15 protein-coding genes are annotated in these 15,820 nt (G+C 71.5%); 8 read left to right on the top strand and 7 right to left on the bottom strand.

The genetic code is table 11. From position 1 onward, the window contains the following. The first annotated feature begins 17 nt into the window (after nucleotides 1–17). From acs to O1G22_RS19050, 4 genes are all read left to right on the top strand, one after another. Nucleotides 18–1,973, top strand: a complete 1,956-nt coding sequence (gene acs, locus O1G22_RS19035) for an acetate--CoA ligase (RefSeq protein ID WP_270082437.1) — start codon at nucleotides 18–20, stop codon at nucleotides 1,971–1,973. 187 nt (nucleotides 1,974–2,160) lie between these two features. Then, the gene (nhaA, locus tag O1G22_RS19040) at nucleotides 2,161–3,615 is read left to right on the top strand and encodes a Na+/H+ antiporter NhaA (RefSeq protein WP_270086459.1); all 1,455 of its coding nucleotides are present in this window, start codon (nucleotides 2,161–2,163) and stop codon (nucleotides 3,613–3,615) included. A 71-nt stretch (nucleotides 3,616–3,686) separates the two neighbouring features. Continuing rightward, nucleotides 3,687–4,175: a phage holin family protein gene (locus O1G22_RS19045; RefSeq protein WP_225097294.1), complete on the top strand. Its 489-nt coding sequence runs from the start codon at nucleotides 3,687–3,689 to the stop codon at nucleotides 4,173–4,175. After that, entirely contained in the window at nucleotides 4,172–5,092 is a 921-nt protein-coding gene (locus tag O1G22_RS19050) for an alpha/beta fold hydrolase (protein ID WP_270082438.1), read from the top strand. Before O1G22_RS19045 ends, O1G22_RS19050 begins: the two co-directional genes overlap by 4 nt. 491 nt (nucleotides 5,093–5,583) lie before the next feature. Here the strand turns inward: O1G22_RS19050 and O1G22_RS19055 are convergent, their stop codons facing one another. From O1G22_RS19055 to nth, 3 genes are all read right to left on the bottom strand, one after another. Continuing rightward, nucleotides 5,584–6,783, bottom strand: a complete 1,200-nt coding sequence (locus O1G22_RS19055) for a MarP family serine protease (protein WP_270082439.1) — start codon at nucleotides 6,781–6,783, stop codon at nucleotides 5,584–5,586. A 93-nt stretch (nucleotides 6,784–6,876) separates the two neighbouring features. After that, the gene (locus O1G22_RS19060; protein ID WP_225097297.1) at nucleotides 6,877–7,569 is read right to left on the bottom strand and encodes an NUDIX hydrolase; all 693 of its coding nucleotides are present in this window, start codon (nucleotides 7,567–7,569) and stop codon (nucleotides 6,877–6,879) included. A gap of 76 nt (nucleotides 7,570–7,645) precedes the next feature. Beyond that, nucleotides 7,646–8,623 (bottom strand): endonuclease III, encoded by a 978-nt coding sequence (nth, locus tag O1G22_RS19065; RefSeq protein WP_270082440.1) that lies wholly within the window; start codon nucleotides 8,621–8,623, stop codon nucleotides 7,646–7,648. 275 nt (nucleotides 8,624–8,898) lie between these two features. Here nth and O1G22_RS19070 point away from each other — a divergent pair, with 275 nt between their 5' ends. Both O1G22_RS19070 and O1G22_RS19075 read left to right on the top strand, forming a co-directional pair. Beyond that, nucleotides 8,899–9,573 carry a Crp/Fnr family transcriptional regulator gene (locus tag O1G22_RS19070; RefSeq protein WP_014674022.1) on the top strand — a complete coding sequence of 225 codons (675 nt, stop codon included), beginning with the start codon at nucleotides 8,899–8,901 and terminating at the stop codon, nucleotides 9,571–9,573. A gap of 98 nt (nucleotides 9,574–9,671) precedes the next feature. Then, nucleotides 9,672–10,493 carry a nucleotidyltransferase domain-containing protein gene (locus O1G22_RS19075; RefSeq protein WP_270082441.1) on the top strand — a complete coding sequence of 274 codons (822 nt, stop codon included), beginning with the start codon at nucleotides 9,672–9,674 and terminating at the stop codon, nucleotides 10,491–10,493. A 328-nt stretch (nucleotides 10,494–10,821) separates the two neighbouring features. On the opposite strand, the gene O1G22_RS19080 is transcribed toward O1G22_RS19075, so the two are convergent. Genes O1G22_RS19080 through sp36 form a run of 4 tightly spaced genes read right to left on the bottom strand, consistent with a single transcriptional unit; the run spans nucleotide 10,822 to nucleotide 13,211 of the window. Beyond that, on the bottom strand, nucleotides 10,822–11,652 hold the full coding sequence (locus tag O1G22_RS19080) for an MBL fold metallo-hydrolase (RefSeq protein ID WP_225097299.1): 831 nt from the start codon (nucleotides 11,650–11,652) through the stop codon (nucleotides 10,822–10,824). Further along, nucleotides 11,649–12,533 (bottom strand): NUDIX hydrolase, encoded by an 885-nt coding sequence (locus O1G22_RS19085; protein WP_225097300.1) that lies wholly within the window; start codon nucleotides 12,531–12,533, stop codon nucleotides 11,649–11,651. The genes O1G22_RS19080 and O1G22_RS19085 overlap by 4 nt, the downstream gene beginning before the upstream one ends. Before the next feature lie 58 nt (nucleotides 12,534–12,591). Continuing rightward, nucleotides 12,592–13,056, bottom strand: a complete 465-nt coding sequence (locus O1G22_RS19090) for a RidA family protein (RefSeq protein WP_270082442.1) — start codon at nucleotides 13,054–13,056, stop codon at nucleotides 12,592–12,594. Beyond that, nucleotides 13,053–13,211 (bottom strand): Sp36 family protein, encoded by a 159-nt coding sequence (gene sp36 / locus O1G22_RS19095; RefSeq protein ID WP_086024262.1) that lies wholly within the window; start codon nucleotides 13,209–13,211, stop codon nucleotides 13,053–13,055. The genes O1G22_RS19090 and sp36 overlap by 4 nt, the downstream gene beginning before the upstream one ends. A 96-nt stretch (nucleotides 13,212–13,307) precedes the next feature. Between sp36 and bagA the strand changes: the two genes are divergently transcribed. Both bagA and bagB read left to right on the top strand, forming a co-directional pair. Continuing rightward, the gene (bagA, locus tag O1G22_RS19100) at nucleotides 13,308–14,285 is read left to right on the top strand and encodes an ATPase BagA (RefSeq protein WP_270082443.1); all 978 of its coding nucleotides are present in this window, start codon (nucleotides 13,308–13,310) and stop codon (nucleotides 14,283–14,285) included. Next, nucleotides 14,282–15,739: an ATPase BagB gene (bagB, locus tag O1G22_RS19105; protein ID WP_270082444.1), complete on the top strand. Its 1,458-nt coding sequence runs from the start codon at nucleotides 14,282–14,284 to the stop codon at nucleotides 15,737–15,739. The genes bagA and bagB overlap by 4 nt, the downstream gene beginning before the upstream one ends. Nucleotides 15,740–15,820: the final 81 nt, after the last annotated feature.

A 15,820-nucleotide genomic window follows, 5' to 3' on the forward strand; every position in this document is an offset into this window, starting at 1 on the left:
TTCGAGAGGGAGATGTCGTGAGCAACGAGAGCCTGGCCAACCTGCTCAAGGAAGAACGCAGGTTCGCGCCCCCCGCCGACCTGGCCGCGCACGCCAACGTCACGGCGGAGGCGTACGCACAGGCCAAGGCTGACAGGCTCGGCTTCTGGGCCGAGCAGGCCCGCCGGCTGACCTGGGCCAAGGAGCCGACCGAGACGCTGGACTGGTCGAACCCTCCGTTCGCGAAGTGGTTCGAGGACGGCGAACTGAACGTCGCCTACAACTGTGTGGACCGCCACGTCGAGGCCGGACACGGCGACCGAGTCGCCATCCACTTCGAGGGTGAGCCCGGCGACAGCCGCTCGATCACCTACGCGGAGTTGAAGGACGAGGTCTCCAGGGCGGCCAACGCTCTTCTGGAGCTGGGCGTTCGCAAGGGGGACCGGGTCGCCATCTACATGCCGATGATCCCGGAGACCGCGATCGCGATGCTGGCCTCGGCCCGGATCGGCGCCGCGCACTCGGTCGTCTTCGGCGGCTTCTCGGCGGACGCGCTCGCGACCCGCATCCAGGACGCGAACGCCAAGGTCGTCATCACCTCCGACGGCGGCTACCGGCGCGGCAAGCCGTCCGCCCTCAAGCCCGCCGTGGACGAGGCGATCGGCAAGGTCGACAACGTCGAGCACGTGCTGGTGGTGCGCCGTACCGGGCAGGACGTCGCCTGGAACGACGAGCGGGACCACTGGTGGCACGACCTGGTCGAGCGTCAGTCGGCCGAGCACACCCCGGAGGCGTTCGAGGCGGAGCACCCGCTGTTCATCCTCTACACCTCCGGCACGACCGGTAAGCCCAAGGGCATCCTGCACACCTCCGGCGGCTACCTCACCCAGGTGGCGTACACACACCACGCGGTCTTCGACCTCAAGCCGGAGACGGACGTGTACTGGTGCACGGCCGACGTCGGCTGGGTCACCGGGCACTCGTACATCGTCTACGGCCCGCTGGCCAACGGCGCCACGCAGGTCATGTACGAGGGCACGCCGGACACCCCGCACCAGGGCCGGTTCTGGGAGATCGTGCAGAAGTACGGCGTCACGATCCTCTACACCGCGCCGACCGCGATCCGGACGTTCATGAAGTGGGGCGACGACATCCCCGCGAAGTTCGACCTGTCCTCCCTGCGCGTCCTCGGCTCGGTGGGCGAGCCCATCAACCCCGAGGCGTGGGTCTGGTACCGCAAGAACATCGGCGCGGACCGCACGCCCGTCGTGGACACCTGGTGGCAGACCGAGACCGGCGCGATGATGATCTCGCCGCTGCCCGGCGTCACCGAGGCCAAGCCCGGCTCCGCGCAGCGCCCGCTGCCCGGCATCAGCGCGACCGTCGTCGACGACGAGGCGAACGAGGTGCCCAACGGCGGCGGTGGCTATCTGGTGCTGACCGAGCCGTGGCCGTCGATGCTGCGCACCATCTGGGGCGACGACCAGCGGTTCATCGACACCTACTGGTCGCGGTTCGAGGGCAAGTACTTCGCCGGTGACGGCGCGAAGAAGGACGACGACGGCGACATCTGGCTGCTGGGCCGGGTCGACGACGTCATGCTCGTGTCCGGGCACAACATCTCCACCACCGAGGTGGAGTCGGCGCTGGTGTCCCACCCGTCGGTCGCCGAGGCGGCCGTCGTCGGTGCCGCCGACGAGACGACCGGCCAGGCGATCGTCGCGTTCGTGATCCTGCGCGGTACGGCCGCGGAGACCGAGGCGCTCGTCGGCGAGCTGCGCGACCACGTGGGCGCCACGCTCGGCCCGATCGCCAAGCCCAAGCGGATACTGCCGGTGGCCGAGCTGCCGAAGACCCGTTCCGGCAAGATCATGCGCCGTCTGCTGCGCGACGTGGCCGAGAACCGCCAGCTCGGTGACGTCACCACGCTGACGGACTCCACGGTCATGGACCTGATCCAGGCCAAGCTGCCGGCCGCGCCCAGCGAGGACTAGGCAGAACGGCGGCGAGGGCGCCCGATGTCACCACCGGGCGCCCTTTTTCGTTCGCCTCACTAACCTCCAGCGTCAAAATCCGGTAAAGTGGCAGCCTCAGGGTGTGCCGGGAAGTCTGGTCGGCGACGCCGCCGGCGACCCCGCGCGACGGCGTGATCATCGCCGTACCGACCCGGAGGTCCCCGCCGTGGCCGCGCCCCGCACCCAGAAAGCCCCCCGCAAGGCCCTCGGACGGCTCTCCCTGCCCGAGCGGGCCATCGTCGCGGACGCGCTGCGCACCGAGACCGTCGGCGGTGTCCTGCTGCTTCTCGCCGCCGTCGCGGCCCTCGTCTGGGCGAACATCCCGGCTCTCCACCACAGCTACGAGACCGTCAGCCACTTCCACCTCGGCCCCGGCACGCTCGGCCTGAACCTCTCCCTGACCCACTGGGCCGCCGACGGCCTGCTCGCGGTGTTCTTCTTCGTCGCCGGCATCGAGCTCAAGCGCGAACTGGTCGCCGGGGACCTGCGCGACCCCAGAGCCGCCGCGCTGCCCGTGGTCGCCGCGCTGTGCGGCATGGCCGTACCGGCGCTCGTCTACACCCTCACCACCCTCACCGGACACGGCTCCACGCAGGGCTGGGCGGTGCCCACGGCGACCGACATCGCCTTCGCGCTCGCGGTCCTCGCGGTCATCGGCACCTCCCTCCCCAGCGCCCTGCGCGCCTTCCTGCTCACCCTCGCGGTCGTCGACGACCTCTTCGCGATCCTGATCATCGCGGTCTTCTTCACCGAGCGGCTGAACTTCGCCGCCCTCGGCGGGGCCGTCGCCGGGCTGGTGGTCTTCTGGCTGCTGCTGCGCAAAGGCGTGCGCGGCTGGTACGTGTACGTTCCGCTGGCCTTGGTGATCTGGGCGCTGATGTACAACAGCGGCGTGCACGCCACCATCGCCGGTGTGGCCATGGGCCTGATGCTGCGCTGCACCACCCGCGAGGGCGAGCAGCACTCCCCGGGCGAGCACATCGAGCACCTGGTGCGGCCCCTGTCGGCCGGGCTCGCCGTACCGCTGTTCGCGCTGTTCAGCGCCGGGGTGAAGGTCTCCGGCGGGGCGCTCGGGGACGTGTTCACCAAGCCGGAGACGCTCGGCGTGGTGCTCGGGCTCGTCGTCGGCAAGACGCTCGGCATATTCGGCGGCACATGGCTGACCGTCCGCTTCACCCGCGCCTCTCTCAGCGAGGACCTCGCCTGGGCCGACGTCTTCGCGGTGGCCTCGCTCGCCGGGATCGGCTTCACCGTCTCCCTGCTCATCGGCGAGCTCGCCTTCGCCGGCGATGCCGTCCTCACCGACGAGGTGAAGGCCGCCGTCCTCACCGGATCACTGATCGCGGCGGTGTGGGCGACGGTGCTGCTGAAGATACGCAACGCCAAGTACCGCAGGCTGTGCGCGGAGGAGGAGCGCGACGACGACCTCGACGGCATCCCGGACGTGTACGAGCAGGACGACCCGGCGTACCACCTGCGCATGGCCGAGATCCACGAGCGCAAGGCCGCCGAACACCGGCGGATCGCCGCCGAGCGCGCCGCGGAGCGGACGGCCGCGGCCCGCCACGGGCTTGCGGAAGTGGCGGGCGGGGCAGGCGAGGACGACGACCGTCCGGCATGATCTGACGAGACGGTACAAAACAAGACGGCCACCCCGCAGGACGGCCGGACAGACCTCTGAGGGAGAACGCGATGAGCGCACCCGACGGCAGCCCGGTCGGCGCCGAACGCAGCATCGGCCAGCTGTTCGCCTCGGCGACGACCGAATTGTCGGCGCTGGTGCACGACGAGATCGCGCTGGCCAAGGCCCAGCTGAAGCAGGACGTGAAGCGCGGCGCGGTCAGCGGCGGCGCCTTCTCGATGGCGGGCATGGTGCTGCTGTTCTCCCTGCCGATGCTCAACTTCGCGCTCGCGTACGGCATCCGGACCTGGACCCACTGGAATCTGGCGATCTGCTTCGTGCTGTCCTTCGCGGCCAACGTGCTCGTCGCCGTCCTCCTCGCGCTGATCGGCCTGGTCTTCGCGAAGAAGGCCAAGAAGAGCAAGGGCCCGCAGAAGGTGGCCGCGTCGGTGAAGGAGACGGCGGGCGTCCTGCAGAACGCCAAGCCGCACCCGCGCGCCGAACTGCCCGAGGACCGCACCCCCGCGGCCATCGAAGCTGTGGCACGCTCGTCGTCATGAGCGACCCCGCCCCCTCGGCCGTACGGATCGACGGTCCCTGGACCCACAGGGACGTCGCCGCCAACGGCGCGCGCTTCCACATCGCCGAGCTCGGCGACGGCCCTCTGGTGCTGCTGCTGCACGGCTTCCCGCAGTTCTGGTGGACGTGGCGGCACCAGATGGCGGCGCTCGCGGACGCGGGCTACCGGGCGGTGGCGATGGACCTGCGGGGCGTCGGCGGCAGCGACCGCACGCCTCGCGGGTACGACCCCGCCAACCTGGCACTGGACGTCACCGGCGTGATCCGCTCGCTCGGCGAGCCGGACGCAGCGCTGGTCGGCCACGACCTGGGCGGCTATCTGGCATGGACGGCGGCGGCGATGCGGCCGAAGCTCGTACGACGGCTCGCGGTCGTGTCGATGCCGCACCCGCGGCGCTGGCGCGCGGCGATGCTGCTCGACGCCCGGCAGACCGCCGCGAACTCCTACATCTGGGGCTTCCAGCGGCCGTGGCTCCCGGAGCGTCAACTCACCGCGGACGGCGGGGCGCTGGTGGGCCGGCTGATCCGGGACTGGTCCGGGCCGCGCCCGCCGGAGGACGAGGCGGTGGAGACGTACCAGCGGGCCATGTGCATCCCGTCGACCGCGCACTGCTCGATCGAGCCGTACCGCTGGCTGGTCCGCTCGTTCGCCCGCCCGGACGGCATCCAGTTCAACCGCCGTATGAAACGCCCCGTTCGGGTGCCCACGCTCCATCTGCACGGCTCACTCGACCCGGTGACCCGCACGCGCAGCTCGGCCGGCTCCGGCGAGTACGTCGAAGCCCCCTACCGCTGGCGCCTGTTCGACGGCCTCGGCCACTTCCCGCATGAGGAGGACCCGGTGGCGTTCTCCACAGAACTCGTCAACTGGCTGAAAGACCCCGAGCCCGACCGGTGAAACGCCCCCCGCACGCACGCGGCTGGGGGTCCGGGGGTCGGCCCCCGGGAAAGCACAGCCCGCATGAGGAGGACCCGGTGGCGTTCTCCACAGAACTCGTCAACTGGCTGAAAGACCCCGAGCCCGACCGGTGACGGTATGCCGGTGACCGTGCGGTGACAGGGTCGATGCGTGGTGTATCCGGTTGGTGAACACTTGTCCCTCGAACGGCCACATGCCTGCCGCATAGGCCAATTGGGGGGCGCACACGCGGTTATCGACCTTCTGACGGGGCACACGTCGGGGTATGGGCTGGACGCACGACAGTGACGCACCCCGCAACCGCCGCTCGACCTCCGGTCTGAGCACGCCTCAGCGAGGCACCCCGCAACTCGCGGAGGCGGACCTTCGGGTGGGAATCCCGCACATCCTGCGCCGCCGGGCCCGCTGGGTCTCGGTACGTCTGCGTCACCCGCGCGGCTGAACCCCGCACCACGCGAACCCGCCGGGGCTCACAGAGCGCAGCTGTCCGTACCCACTTCCTCTGTCGCCGCACGGCCCCGCTCGATGTCGGGGCGGACCTCGTCCGCCGTGAGCGCGTAGCCGGTCTCGGCGTCGTCCAGGGACTTGGCGAACACCACGCCGTACACCCTGCCGTCGGGCGTGAGCAGCGGGCCGCCGGAGTTGCCCTGGCGGACGATCGTGTACAGCGAGTAGACGTCACGGCTGACCGTGCCGCGGTGGTAGATGTCCGGACCGTTGGCCGTGATGCGCCCGCGCACGCGCGCGGCGCGCACATCGTACGAGCCGTTCTCCGGGAAGCCCGCGACGATCGCGCCGTCGCCGCCGGCCGCCTCCCGGCCGGAGAATCGCAGCGCCGCCGCCCTGAGGTCCGGTACGTCGAGTACGGCGATGTCGCGCTTCCAGTCGTACAGGACGACCTTGGCGTCGTACCTGCGGCCCTGACCGCCGATCTGCACGGTGGGCGCGTCGACCCCGCCGACCACGTGCGCGTTGGTCATGACGCGGCGGTCGGCGAAGACGAAGCCGGTGCCCTCCAGGACCTTGCCGCAGCTCTCGGCGGTGCCGGTGACCTTGACGATGGAGTCCTGGGCGCGGGCGGCGACCCCACTGCCGGCGAGGGCCGGGTCGGGCGGCTGGACGTCCTTGATCGGCTCGTTGGCGAAGGGGCTGAAGACCTGCGGGAAGCCGTTCTGCGCGAGGACGGTGGAGAAGTCCGCGAACCAGGTGTTGGCCTGCGCGGGCAGCGCCCGGGAGACCCCGAGGAGCACCTTGGAGCCGCGCACCTCCTTGCCGAGTGTCGGCAGCGTCGTACCGGCGAGGGCGGAACCGATCAGCCAGGCGACCAGCAGCATCGCGACGACGTTGACCAGCGCCCCGCCGGTGGCGTCCAGGGCGCGGGCCGGGGACCAGGTGATGTACCGGCGCAGTTTGTTGCCGAGGTGGGTGGTCAGGGCCTGGCCGACGGAGGCGCACACGATGACGACGACCACGGCGACCACGGCCGCGGTGGTGCCGACGGTCGCCTTGTCGGTCACGGCGTCCCAGATCACGGGCAGGGTGTACACGGCGACGAGGCCGCCGCCGAGGAAACCGATCACCGACAGGATGCCGACGACGAAGCCCTGGCGGTAGCCCACGACCGCGAACCACACGGCCGCGACCAGCAACAGGATGTCCAGCGCGTTCACTGCTTCAGGCCTCGCCTACTCCACTCCGCTCCCCGCGGCCTGGCCGGGGGTCCGGGGTTGTCCCCCGGAAAGACACAGCACGACGACACCCTGTCATGACCGCCAGTCGAGTGGCACCCGCTTCTCTCTGTCCCAGGGGCGCTCCCAGCCCGCGTAGTGCAGCAGACGGTCGATCACGCCGGCCGTGAAGCCCCAGACGAGGGCCGATTCGACCAGGAATGCCGGGCCGGCGTGGCCCCGGGGGTGGATGGCGGTGGCGCGGTTGGCGGGGTCCGTGAGATCCGCCACGGGGACCGTGAAGACCCTGGCCGTCTCGTTGGGGTCGACGACGCCGACCGGGCTGGGCTCGCGCCACCAGCCGAGCACGGGCGTGACGACGAAGCCGCTGACCGGGATGTAGAGCGCGGGCAGCACGCCGAAGAGCTGGACGCCGGACGGGTCGAGGCCGGTCTCCTCCTCGGCCTCGCGCAGGGCGGCCCTGAGCGGCCCGTCGGCGTGCGGATCGCCGTCCTCGGGATCGAGGGCGCCGCCCGGGAAGGACGGCTGCCCGGCGTGCGAGCGCAGCGAGCCGGCGCGCTCCATGAGCAGCAGCTCGGGGCCGCGCTCGCCCTCGCCGAACAGGATCAGCACCGCCGACTGCCGACCCGAGCCGTTCTCCGGCGGCAGGAATCTGCTCAGCTGGACCGGCTCGACCGTCTCGGCCGCCTTCACCACCGGCGCCAGCCAGTCGGGCAGCCCCTCCTTGCTCAGCGTCACCGCGCCCCGCGCCTCACTGGCCTTCGTCATCGCCACCCCCGTCGCCTCTGCCTGTCCAACGCCCGAGGGCCCCGAGATCGTTCCGTCACGCGGCGAGTCCGATCCGTCACGCGGCCCCCAGCGGCGGGGCCGGCTTGCCGCCCGCGTCGAGATACGCCTGCGGGGGCTTGAGGCGCTGGCCCGGGAAGCCGCCCTTCTCGTACTTCAACAGCTTCTTCGCCTTCTCCGGATCGGTCTCGCCCTCGCCGTAGGCCGGGCAGAGCGGGGCGATCGGGCAGGCGCCGCAGGCGGGCTTGCGGGCGTGGCAGATCCGGCGGCCGTGCCAGATCACGTGGTGGGACAGATCGGTCCACTCGCTCTTCGGGAAGAGCGCGCCGACGGCCGCCTCGATCTTGTCCGGGTCGGTCTCCTCGGTCCACCGCCAGCGCCGTACGAGCCGCTGGAAATGGGTGTCCACGGTGATCCCGGGCCGGCCATAGGCGTTGCCGAGGACGACGAAGGCGGTTTTACGGCCGACACCGGGCAGCTTGACCAGGTCCTCCAGCCTGCCGGGCACCTCACCACCGAAGTCCTCGGTGAGCGCCTTGGAGAGCCCTATCACCGACCTGGTCTTGGCCCGGAAGAAGCCGCAGGGGCGCAGGATCTCCTCGACCTCCTCCGGGTTGGCCGCGGCGAGGTCCTCGGGGGTCGGGTACGTGGCGAACAGCGCCGGGGTCGTCTGGTTGACGCGCAGGTCCGTGGTCTGGGCCGACAGCACCGTGGCGACGAGCAGCTGGAAGGGGTTCTCGAAGTCCAGCTCGGGATGGGCGTACGGGTACACCTCGGCCAGCTCGCGGTTGATGCGGCGGGCGCGGCGGACCAGGGCGGTGCGGGACTCCTGCGCCGGGGGCTTCACCGCGATCTTCTTGACGGGCGCGGCCTTCTTCACGGCGACGGCTTTCCCGGTCCGCACGGCCTCGGCCTTCTTGGCGGCCGCCACGACCTTCTTGGAGGACACCTTCTTGGCGGCCGCCTTCTTGGCAGCGGTGACCTTTTTAGCCGTTTTTCCGGTTTTCTCACTACCGCCAGGACCCTGTTCGCCCACAGCGGAATCGCGACGTACAACCACCCGCTAAGCCCCCTTGGCCTGTGCTCTCACGGTGATTTGGACACCCGGCCAGCCTAGAGCCCGGCACCGACATCCGCCCCGGACCCGCAAGATCGGCCCCCGATTGGACCCCTGACGCTTACCTCAGGACACCTGTGCGGCATCCTTGTGACAGATCACACTGTTTGGACCGTCCGGCAAAATGGGGAGCACGGTCCCCTGGTACACGGGGGAACAAGATCCCCTGAGCAGGTCGACAAGGGAGAGAACTCGTGGACGACGTTCTGCGGCGCAACCCGCTCTTCGCGGCGCTCGACGACGAGCAGGCCGCGGAGCTCCGCGCCTCCATGAGTGAGGTGACCCTCGCGCGCGGTGACTCACTGTTCCACGAGGGCGACCCCGGTGACCGGCTGTACGTCGTCACCGAGGGCAAGGTCAAGCTGCACCGCACCTCCCCCGACGGCCGCGAGAACATGCTCGCCGTCGTCGGCCCCGGTGAGCTGATCGGTGAGCTGTCGCTGTTCGACCCGGGCCCGCGTACGGCCACCGCGACCGCGCTGACCGAGGTCAAGCTGCTCGGTCTCGGCCACGGCGACCTCCAGCCCTGGCTGAACGCCCGCCCCGAGGTGGCCGGCGCCCTGCTGCGCGCCGTCGCACGCCGGCTGCGCAAGACCAACGACGCCATGTCCGACCTGGTCTTCTCCGACGTCCCCGGCCGCGTGGCCCGCGCCCTGCTGGACCTCTCGCGCCGCTTCGGCGTGCAGTCCGAGGAGGGCATCCACGTCGTCCACGACCTCACGCAGGAGGAGCTGGCCCAGCTGGTCGGCGCCTCACGCGAGACCGTGAACAAGGCGCTGGCGGACTTCGCCCAGCGCGGGTGGCTCCGCCTGGAGGCACGGGCCGTGATCCTGCTGGACGTGGAGCGGCTCGCCAAGCGGTCCCGCTAGCCCCAGGGCGCCGCGGCGGGCGAAAACCAGCTGCCGCGGGCCGGGCCCCACGGGGAAAACCAGCTGCCCCGGGCAGTGCCGCACGGGACAGTTGTCCCATGGCTGAAACAATCCGTCGTCCCGGTCTCGACGAGCAGGGCTTCCTCGCGCGCGAAGGCTCCCTCGCGCGCGTGCCCGCCGCCTTCCGCCCGGTCGTGGCCGCCGCGCGCGACCGGCTGCCGGACATCTTCGGGACGCGGCTGCACAGCGCCTACCTCTACGGGTCGATCCCGCGCGGCACCGCGCGCGTGGGACGCAGCGACCTCGACCTGCTCGTCGCGCTGCGGGAGGAGCCCGGCGAGGCCGACCGGGTGGCCGTACGGACGCTCGGTGAGAGCCTCGACCGACAGTTCCCGCAGATCGACGGGGTCGGCACGCTGCTCTACGGCAGGGACCGGCTGCTGAGCGAGCCGGAGCGGTACGACCTGAGCTGGTTCGTCGCCTGCCTGTGCACCCCGCTGCTCGGCGACGACCTCGCCGAGCACCTGCCGCGCTACCGGCCCGACTCCCTGCTGGCCCGCGAGACCAACGGCGACCTGGCCCTGTGGCTGCCCCGCTGGCGGGACCGGATCGCGGGCGCCGCGAACACCGAGGAGGCCCGGCGCCCCCTCGTCCGCTTCATGTCCCGCCACCTCGTCCGCACCGCCTTCACACTGGTCATGCCCCGCTGGAACGGCTGGACCAGCGATCTGCGGGAGATGGCCGAGGCGTTCGCCGCCTCCTACCCGCGGCGGGCCGCACAGCTGCGCACGGCGGCCGAGTACGGCTGTGAACCCGTCGGCGATGCCGAGGTGCTGCGCACGTACGTCGACGATCTCGGCCCCTGGCTCGCCGCCGAGTACGCGCGCGTGCACGGCATCAAGGCGCCCAGACCGGACTAGCCGGGCCCCGCAGCTAGGGCCTTTCCTTCGGATCAGGACGGTTTGAGGCGACGGCGCCTCCCGGCCGACCCGAGCGGGGTCTGGTGCGTGCAGCTGCACGGCGGAGGAGGCCGTGACATCAGCCGCTGCCGCGGCGGGCGACGCGGTGAGGGTCCCCGCGCTGGGGGTCCCTCCCGCGCTGGGGGTCCCTCCCGCGCGAGCGGAGTCGAGCGTGGGGGAGAAGTCGAGCGTGGGGGAGAAGCCGAGCGTGGGGAGTCGGCGACTGCCGACAACGCCGCAGATGCGCGTGCCAGACCCCGCGAGCCCGGCAAGATCCGAAAGAGAGGCCCTAGATCAGGCCGTGCTCGGTCAGGTAGTCCAGCTGGGCCCGTACCGAGAGTTCCGCCGCCGGCCACAGGGAGCGGTCGACGTCGGCGTAGACGTGGGCGACGACCTGGGACGGGGTGCGGTAGCCGTTCTCGACCGCCGTCTCCACCTGGGCGAGCCGGTGGGCGCGGTGGGCGAGGTAGAACTCGACGGCGCCCTGGGCGTCCTCCAGGACCGGCCCATGCCCCGGCAGGACCGTGTGGACGCCGTCGTCGACCGTCAGGGAGCGCAGCCGGCGCAGGGAGTCCAGATAGTCGCCCAGGCGGCCGTCGGGGTGCGCCACGACCGTCGTACCGCGCCCGAGGATCGTGTCGCCGGTGAGGACCGCGCGGTCGGCCGGGAGATGGAAGCTGAGGGAGTCGGCGGTGTGGCCGGGGGTCGGGACCACCCTCAGCTCCAGGCCGCCCACGGTGATCACGTCGCCGGCGGCCAGGCCCTCGTCGCCGAGGCGCAGCGCCGGGTCGAGGGCACGCACGCGCGTACCGGTGAGATCCGCGAAACGGGCGGCGCCCTCGGCGTGGTCCGGGTGGCCGTGGGTGAGCAGGGTCAGCGCGATGCGCCTGCCGGCCTTCTCGGCGGTGTCCACGACCGTGCGCAGATGGCCGTCGTCCAGCGGGCCCGGATCGATCACCACGGCCAGGTCGGAGTCGGGCTCGGCGACGATCCAGGTGTTCGTGCCGTCCAGGGTCATCGCGGAGGCATTGGGCGCGAGGACGTTGACGGCCCGTTCGGTGGCGGGGCCGGAGAGCACCTGGCCGCGGGGCTGGCCGGGCAGTGTGCTTGCGTCGGTCATGCGGGGCCTCCACCGGTGCTCGTCTCGGCCGTCGGGATGTGCTTGGTGAACTCCGCATACCCCGGCCAGGACAGGACGATCTCACCGTCCACCAGACGGGCACCGGCCATCACCGGCGTCATGTCCCGCGCGGGTGCGGCTGTCAGTGCCTCGGCGGCGGTGGCGTACGGCTGCAGCTGGCGCAGCGTGGCGATGGTGGGCGGCATCATCAGCAGCTCGCCCTTGTCGTAGCCGGCGGCGGCCTCCTCGGGCCGGATCCACACCGTGCGGTCGGCCTCCGTGGAGGCGTTGCGGGTGCGCTGGCCCTCGGGGAGGACGGCGACGAAGAACCAGGTGTCGTAGCGGCGGGCCTCGAACTCCGGGGTGATCCAGCGGGTCCACGCGCCCAGCAGGTCCGAGCGCAGCACCAGCCCGCGCCGGTCGAGGAACTCGGCGAAGGACAGCTCGCGCGCGACCAGCGCGGCCCGGTCCGCCTCCCAGTCCTCCCCGGTGGTGTCGCCGACGACCGACTCCGGGCCGGGCCCGGCGAGCAGGACACCCGCCTCCTCGTACGTCTCCCGTACGGCCGCGCACACGATCGCCTGGGCGCCCGCCTCGTCGACGCCGAGCCGCTCGGCCCACCACGCGCGCGTGGGCCCTGCCCAGCGCACCAGGCGGTCGTCGTCGCGCGGGTCGACACCGCCCCCGGGATATGCGTACGCGCCTCCGGCGAAGGCCATGGAGGCGCGTCTGCGCAGCATGTGGACGACCGGACCGGACTCGGTGTCCCTCAGCAGCAGCACCGTGGCCGCGCGCCGGGGGGACACCGGGGTGAGGGTGCCGTCCGCGAGCGCGCGGATGCGGTCCGGCCACTCCTCGGGGTACCACTGACCGTTCGCCATGGCCGGAGGCTATCCCGTGTAGGGCGAATGTTCGAGAGGTGCCCGAGGTCAGCGGGGCTTACGGAACCAGCTCGACCTGGATCTCGACCTCGACGGGCGCGTCCAGCGGCAGCACCGCGACGCCGACCGCGCTGCGCGCGTGCACGCCCTTGTCGCCGAGGACCTCGCCGAGCAGCTCGCTGGCGCCGTTGACGACGCCGGGCTGCCCGGTGAAGTCGGACGCGGAGGCGACGAAGCCGACGACCTTCACCACGCGCGCGATGCGGTCCAGGTCACCGGTGACGGACTTCACGGCGGCCAGCGCGTTCAGCGCGCACGTACGGGCGAGGTCCTTGGCCTCCTCGGCCGTCACCTCGGCGCCCACCTTGCCGGTGACCGGCAGCTTGCCCTCGACCATCGGCAGCTGGCCGGAGGTGTACACGTACACGCCGGACCGCACGGCCGGCTGGTACGCGGCCAGCGGCGGTACGACGTCCGGCAGGGTCAGGCCCAGTTCGGCCAGCTTGGCCTCGACCGCGCTCATGCCTGCTTCTCCCGCTTCAGGTAGGCCACGAGCTGCTCGGGGTTGGGCCCGGGCACGACCTGGACGAGCTCCCAGCCGTCCTCGCCCCAGTTGTCCAGAATCTGCTTCGTGGCATGGACGAGCAGCGGCACGGTTGCGTATTCCCACTTGGTCATGGGGCCGACTGTAGCCGCTGTGCCCCGCACGACGGTGACCTGCGTCATCCACAGCCTCCCGCGTGAGTGTCGGCCGGACTGGTTAGTCTCGAAGACGTGAGCAGGCTCCAGGTCGTCAGCGGCAAGGGCGGGACCGGAAAGACGACGGTCGCCGCCGCACTCGCGCTGGCCCTCGCGACCGAGGGGAAGCGGACGCTTCTCGTGGAGGTCGAGGGCCGGCAGGGCATCGCCCAGCTCTTCGAGACGGAGGCGTTGCCGTACGAGGAGCGGAAAATCGCGGTCGCTCCGGGCGGCGGGGAGGTGTACGCGCTCGCCATCGATCCGGAACTGGCCCTTCTGGACTACCTCCAGATGTTCTACAAACTCGGTGGTGCCGGCCGCGCCCTGAAGAAGCTCGGCGCCATCGACTTCGCCACCACCATCGCGCCCGGCATCCGGGACGTGCTGCTGACCGGCAAGGCGTGCGAGGCGGTGCGCCGCAAGGACAAGAGCGGCCGGTTCGCGTACGACTACGTCGTCATGGACGCCCCGCCGACCGGCCGCGTCACCCGCTTCCTGAACGTCAACGACGAGGTGGCGGGCCTGGCGAAGATCGGCCCGATACACAATCAGGCGCAGGCCGTGATGCGCGTGCTGAAGTCCCCGGAGACGGCCGTGCACCTGGTGACGCTGCTGGAGGAGATGCCGGTCCAGGAGACCGCCGACGGCATCGCCGAACTCCGCGCGGCCCGGCTCCCGGTGGGCCGCGTCATCGTGAACATGGTCCGGCCGGAGGTGCTCGACGCGGCCGACCTGGAACTCGTACGGACCGTGGAGCGTTCTTCTGTCGCACAGGCACTCTCGGCCGCCGGCCTGGGCGGGGCCCGGCGGGGCGGGCACGCCGAGCGGCTGGTGGATCCGCTGCTGCGGCAGGCGGCGGAGTACGCCGAGCGGTACGCGCTGGAGCAGGAGCAGCGCGCGGTCCTCGGCGAGCTGGACCTGCCGCTGGGCGAACTGCCGCTGCTCGCCGAGGGCATGGACCTGGCGGGGCTCTACGAACTCGCCACCGAGCTGCGGAAGCAGGGGTTGTCATGAGTCCGGACCCGGCCGAGGCGTCCACGGCGGCGAAGGGGCGGGAATCCGCCGAGGGGCACGACAAGGCCCACCGGCTCTCCCCCGCGCGCGTGCTGGACATCGACCTGCTGCTGGACGACCCGAAGATCCGGATCGTGGTGTGCTGCGGCTCGGGCGGGGTCGGCAAGACGACGACCGCGGCGGCGCTCGGCCTCAGGGCCGCCGAGCGGGGCCGCAAGGTGGTCGTCCTGACCATCGACCCGGCCCGGCGGCTGGCCCAGTCGATGGGCATCGACTCCCTCGACAACGTCCCGCGCCGGGTGAAGGGCACTGACGATCAAGGAGGAGCATCGCGCAGCGATTCGGTCGAGGGCGGTGACGGGCGACGGGCGGGCGGCGAACTGCACGCCATGATGCTCGACATGAAGCGCACCTTCGACGAGGTCGTGGAGGCGCACGCGGACCGCGAGCGGGCGGCCGCCATTCTGGCCAACCCCTTCTACCAGTCGCTCTCGGCGGGCTTCGCGGGCACGCAGGAGTACATGGCGATGGAGAAGCTGGGCCAGCTGCGCGCGAAGGACGAGTGGGACCTGATCGTGGTCGACACCCCGCCCTCCCGCTCCGCGCTGGACTTCCTGGACGCGCCCAAGCGGCTCGGCTCCTTCCTGGACGGCCGCCTGATCCGCCTGCTGACGGCCCCGGCCAAGCTGGGCGGCCGCGCGGGCATGGCCTTTCTCAACGTCGGCATGTCGATGATGACGGGCACACTGGGCAAGCTGCTGGGCGGTCAGCTGCTGAAGGACGTCCAGACGTTCGTGGCCGCGATGGACACGACCTTCGGCGGGTTCCGTACGCGTGCGGACGCCACGTACAAGCTGCTCCAGGCGCCCGGTACGGCGTTCCTGGTGGTCGCGGCCCCGGAGCGGGACGCGCTGCGCGAGGCGGCGTACTTCGTGGAGCGGCTGGCCGAGGAGCGCATGCCGCTGGTCGGCCTGGTGCTCAACCGGGTGCACGACAGCGGTGCCGACGGGCTGTCGGCCGAGCGGGCGCTCGCCGCCGCGGAAAATCTTGAGGACCCCGGCATTGTCGATCAGGGTGGCGGGAAAGCTGGACTTCGTAACTCTCCCGACACGTACGGCAGTTCACAATCTTCCGCATCGCCTCCCGCATCCGAGGCCGCAACCGGCGCCCCCGCTCGCGAAGAAGGTTCCCCCGCCGCTTCCGAGGAAGGCTCCCCCGCCGACGCGGAGCGCCCCGTCGACCGGCTCACCGCGGGACTGCTGAGGCTGCACGCCGACCGCATGCAGCTGCTCTCGCGCGAGCAGCGCACGCGTGACCGTTTCACCGCCCGTCACCCCGAGGTGGCGGTCGTCGAAGTACCCGCACTGCCGGGCGACGTCCACGACCTCACAGGCCTGCGCGACATCGGCACCCTGCTGGCCGCGGGCGGCGCGCAGGCGGACACCGAGCGGTGAGCGAGCACGTGAGTACGAGCACGTGAGCAGGTGTGCACGTGTGCATGCCGCGAGGGGGCACACACAGGCACAGGCGCAGGC

The organism is Streptomyces camelliae (assembly GCF_027625935.1).
Taxonomy (GTDB): Bacteria; Actinomycetota; Actinomycetes; order Streptomycetales; family Streptomycetaceae; genus Streptomyces; species Streptomyces camelliae.

What these genes read in the sequence shown, in the direction of transcription:
- O1G22_RS19045 (WP_225097294.1), top strand. Translation starts at nt 3,687, where the DNA reads ATGAGCGCACCCGACGGCAGCCCGGTCGGCGCCGAACGCAGCATCGGC.
- O1G22_RS19050 (WP_270082438.1), top strand. Translation starts at nt 4,172, where the DNA reads ATGAGCGACCCCGCCCCCTCGGCCGTACGGATCGACGGTCCCTGGACC.
- O1G22_RS19060 (WP_225097297.1), bottom strand. Translation starts at nt 7,569, where the DNA reads ATGACGAAGGCCAGTGAGGCGCGGGGCGCGGTGACGCTGAGCAAGGAG.
- O1G22_RS19075 (WP_270082441.1), top strand. Translation starts at nt 9,672, where the DNA reads ATGGCTGAAACAATCCGTCGTCCCGGTCTCGACGAGCAGGGCTTCCTC.
- O1G22_RS19080 (WP_225097299.1), bottom strand. Translation starts at nt 11,652, where the DNA reads ATGACCGACGCAAGCACACTGCCCGGCCAGCCCCGCGGCCAGGTGCTC.
- O1G22_RS19085 (WP_225097300.1), bottom strand. Translation starts at nt 12,533, where the DNA reads ATGGCGAACGGTCAGTGGTACCCCGAGGAGTGGCCGGACCGCATCCGC.
- O1G22_RS19090 (WP_270082442.1), bottom strand. Translation starts at nt 13,056, where the DNA reads ATGAGCGCGGTCGAGGCCAAGCTGGCCGAACTGGGCCTGACCCTGCCG.
- sp36 (WP_086024262.1), bottom strand. Translation starts at nt 13,211, where the DNA reads ATGACCAAGTGGGAATACGCAACCGTGCCGCTGCTCGTCCATGCCACG.
- bagB (WP_270082444.1), top strand. Translation starts at nt 14,282, where the DNA reads ATGAGTCCGGACCCGGCCGAGGCGTCCACGGCGGCGAAGGGGCGGGAA.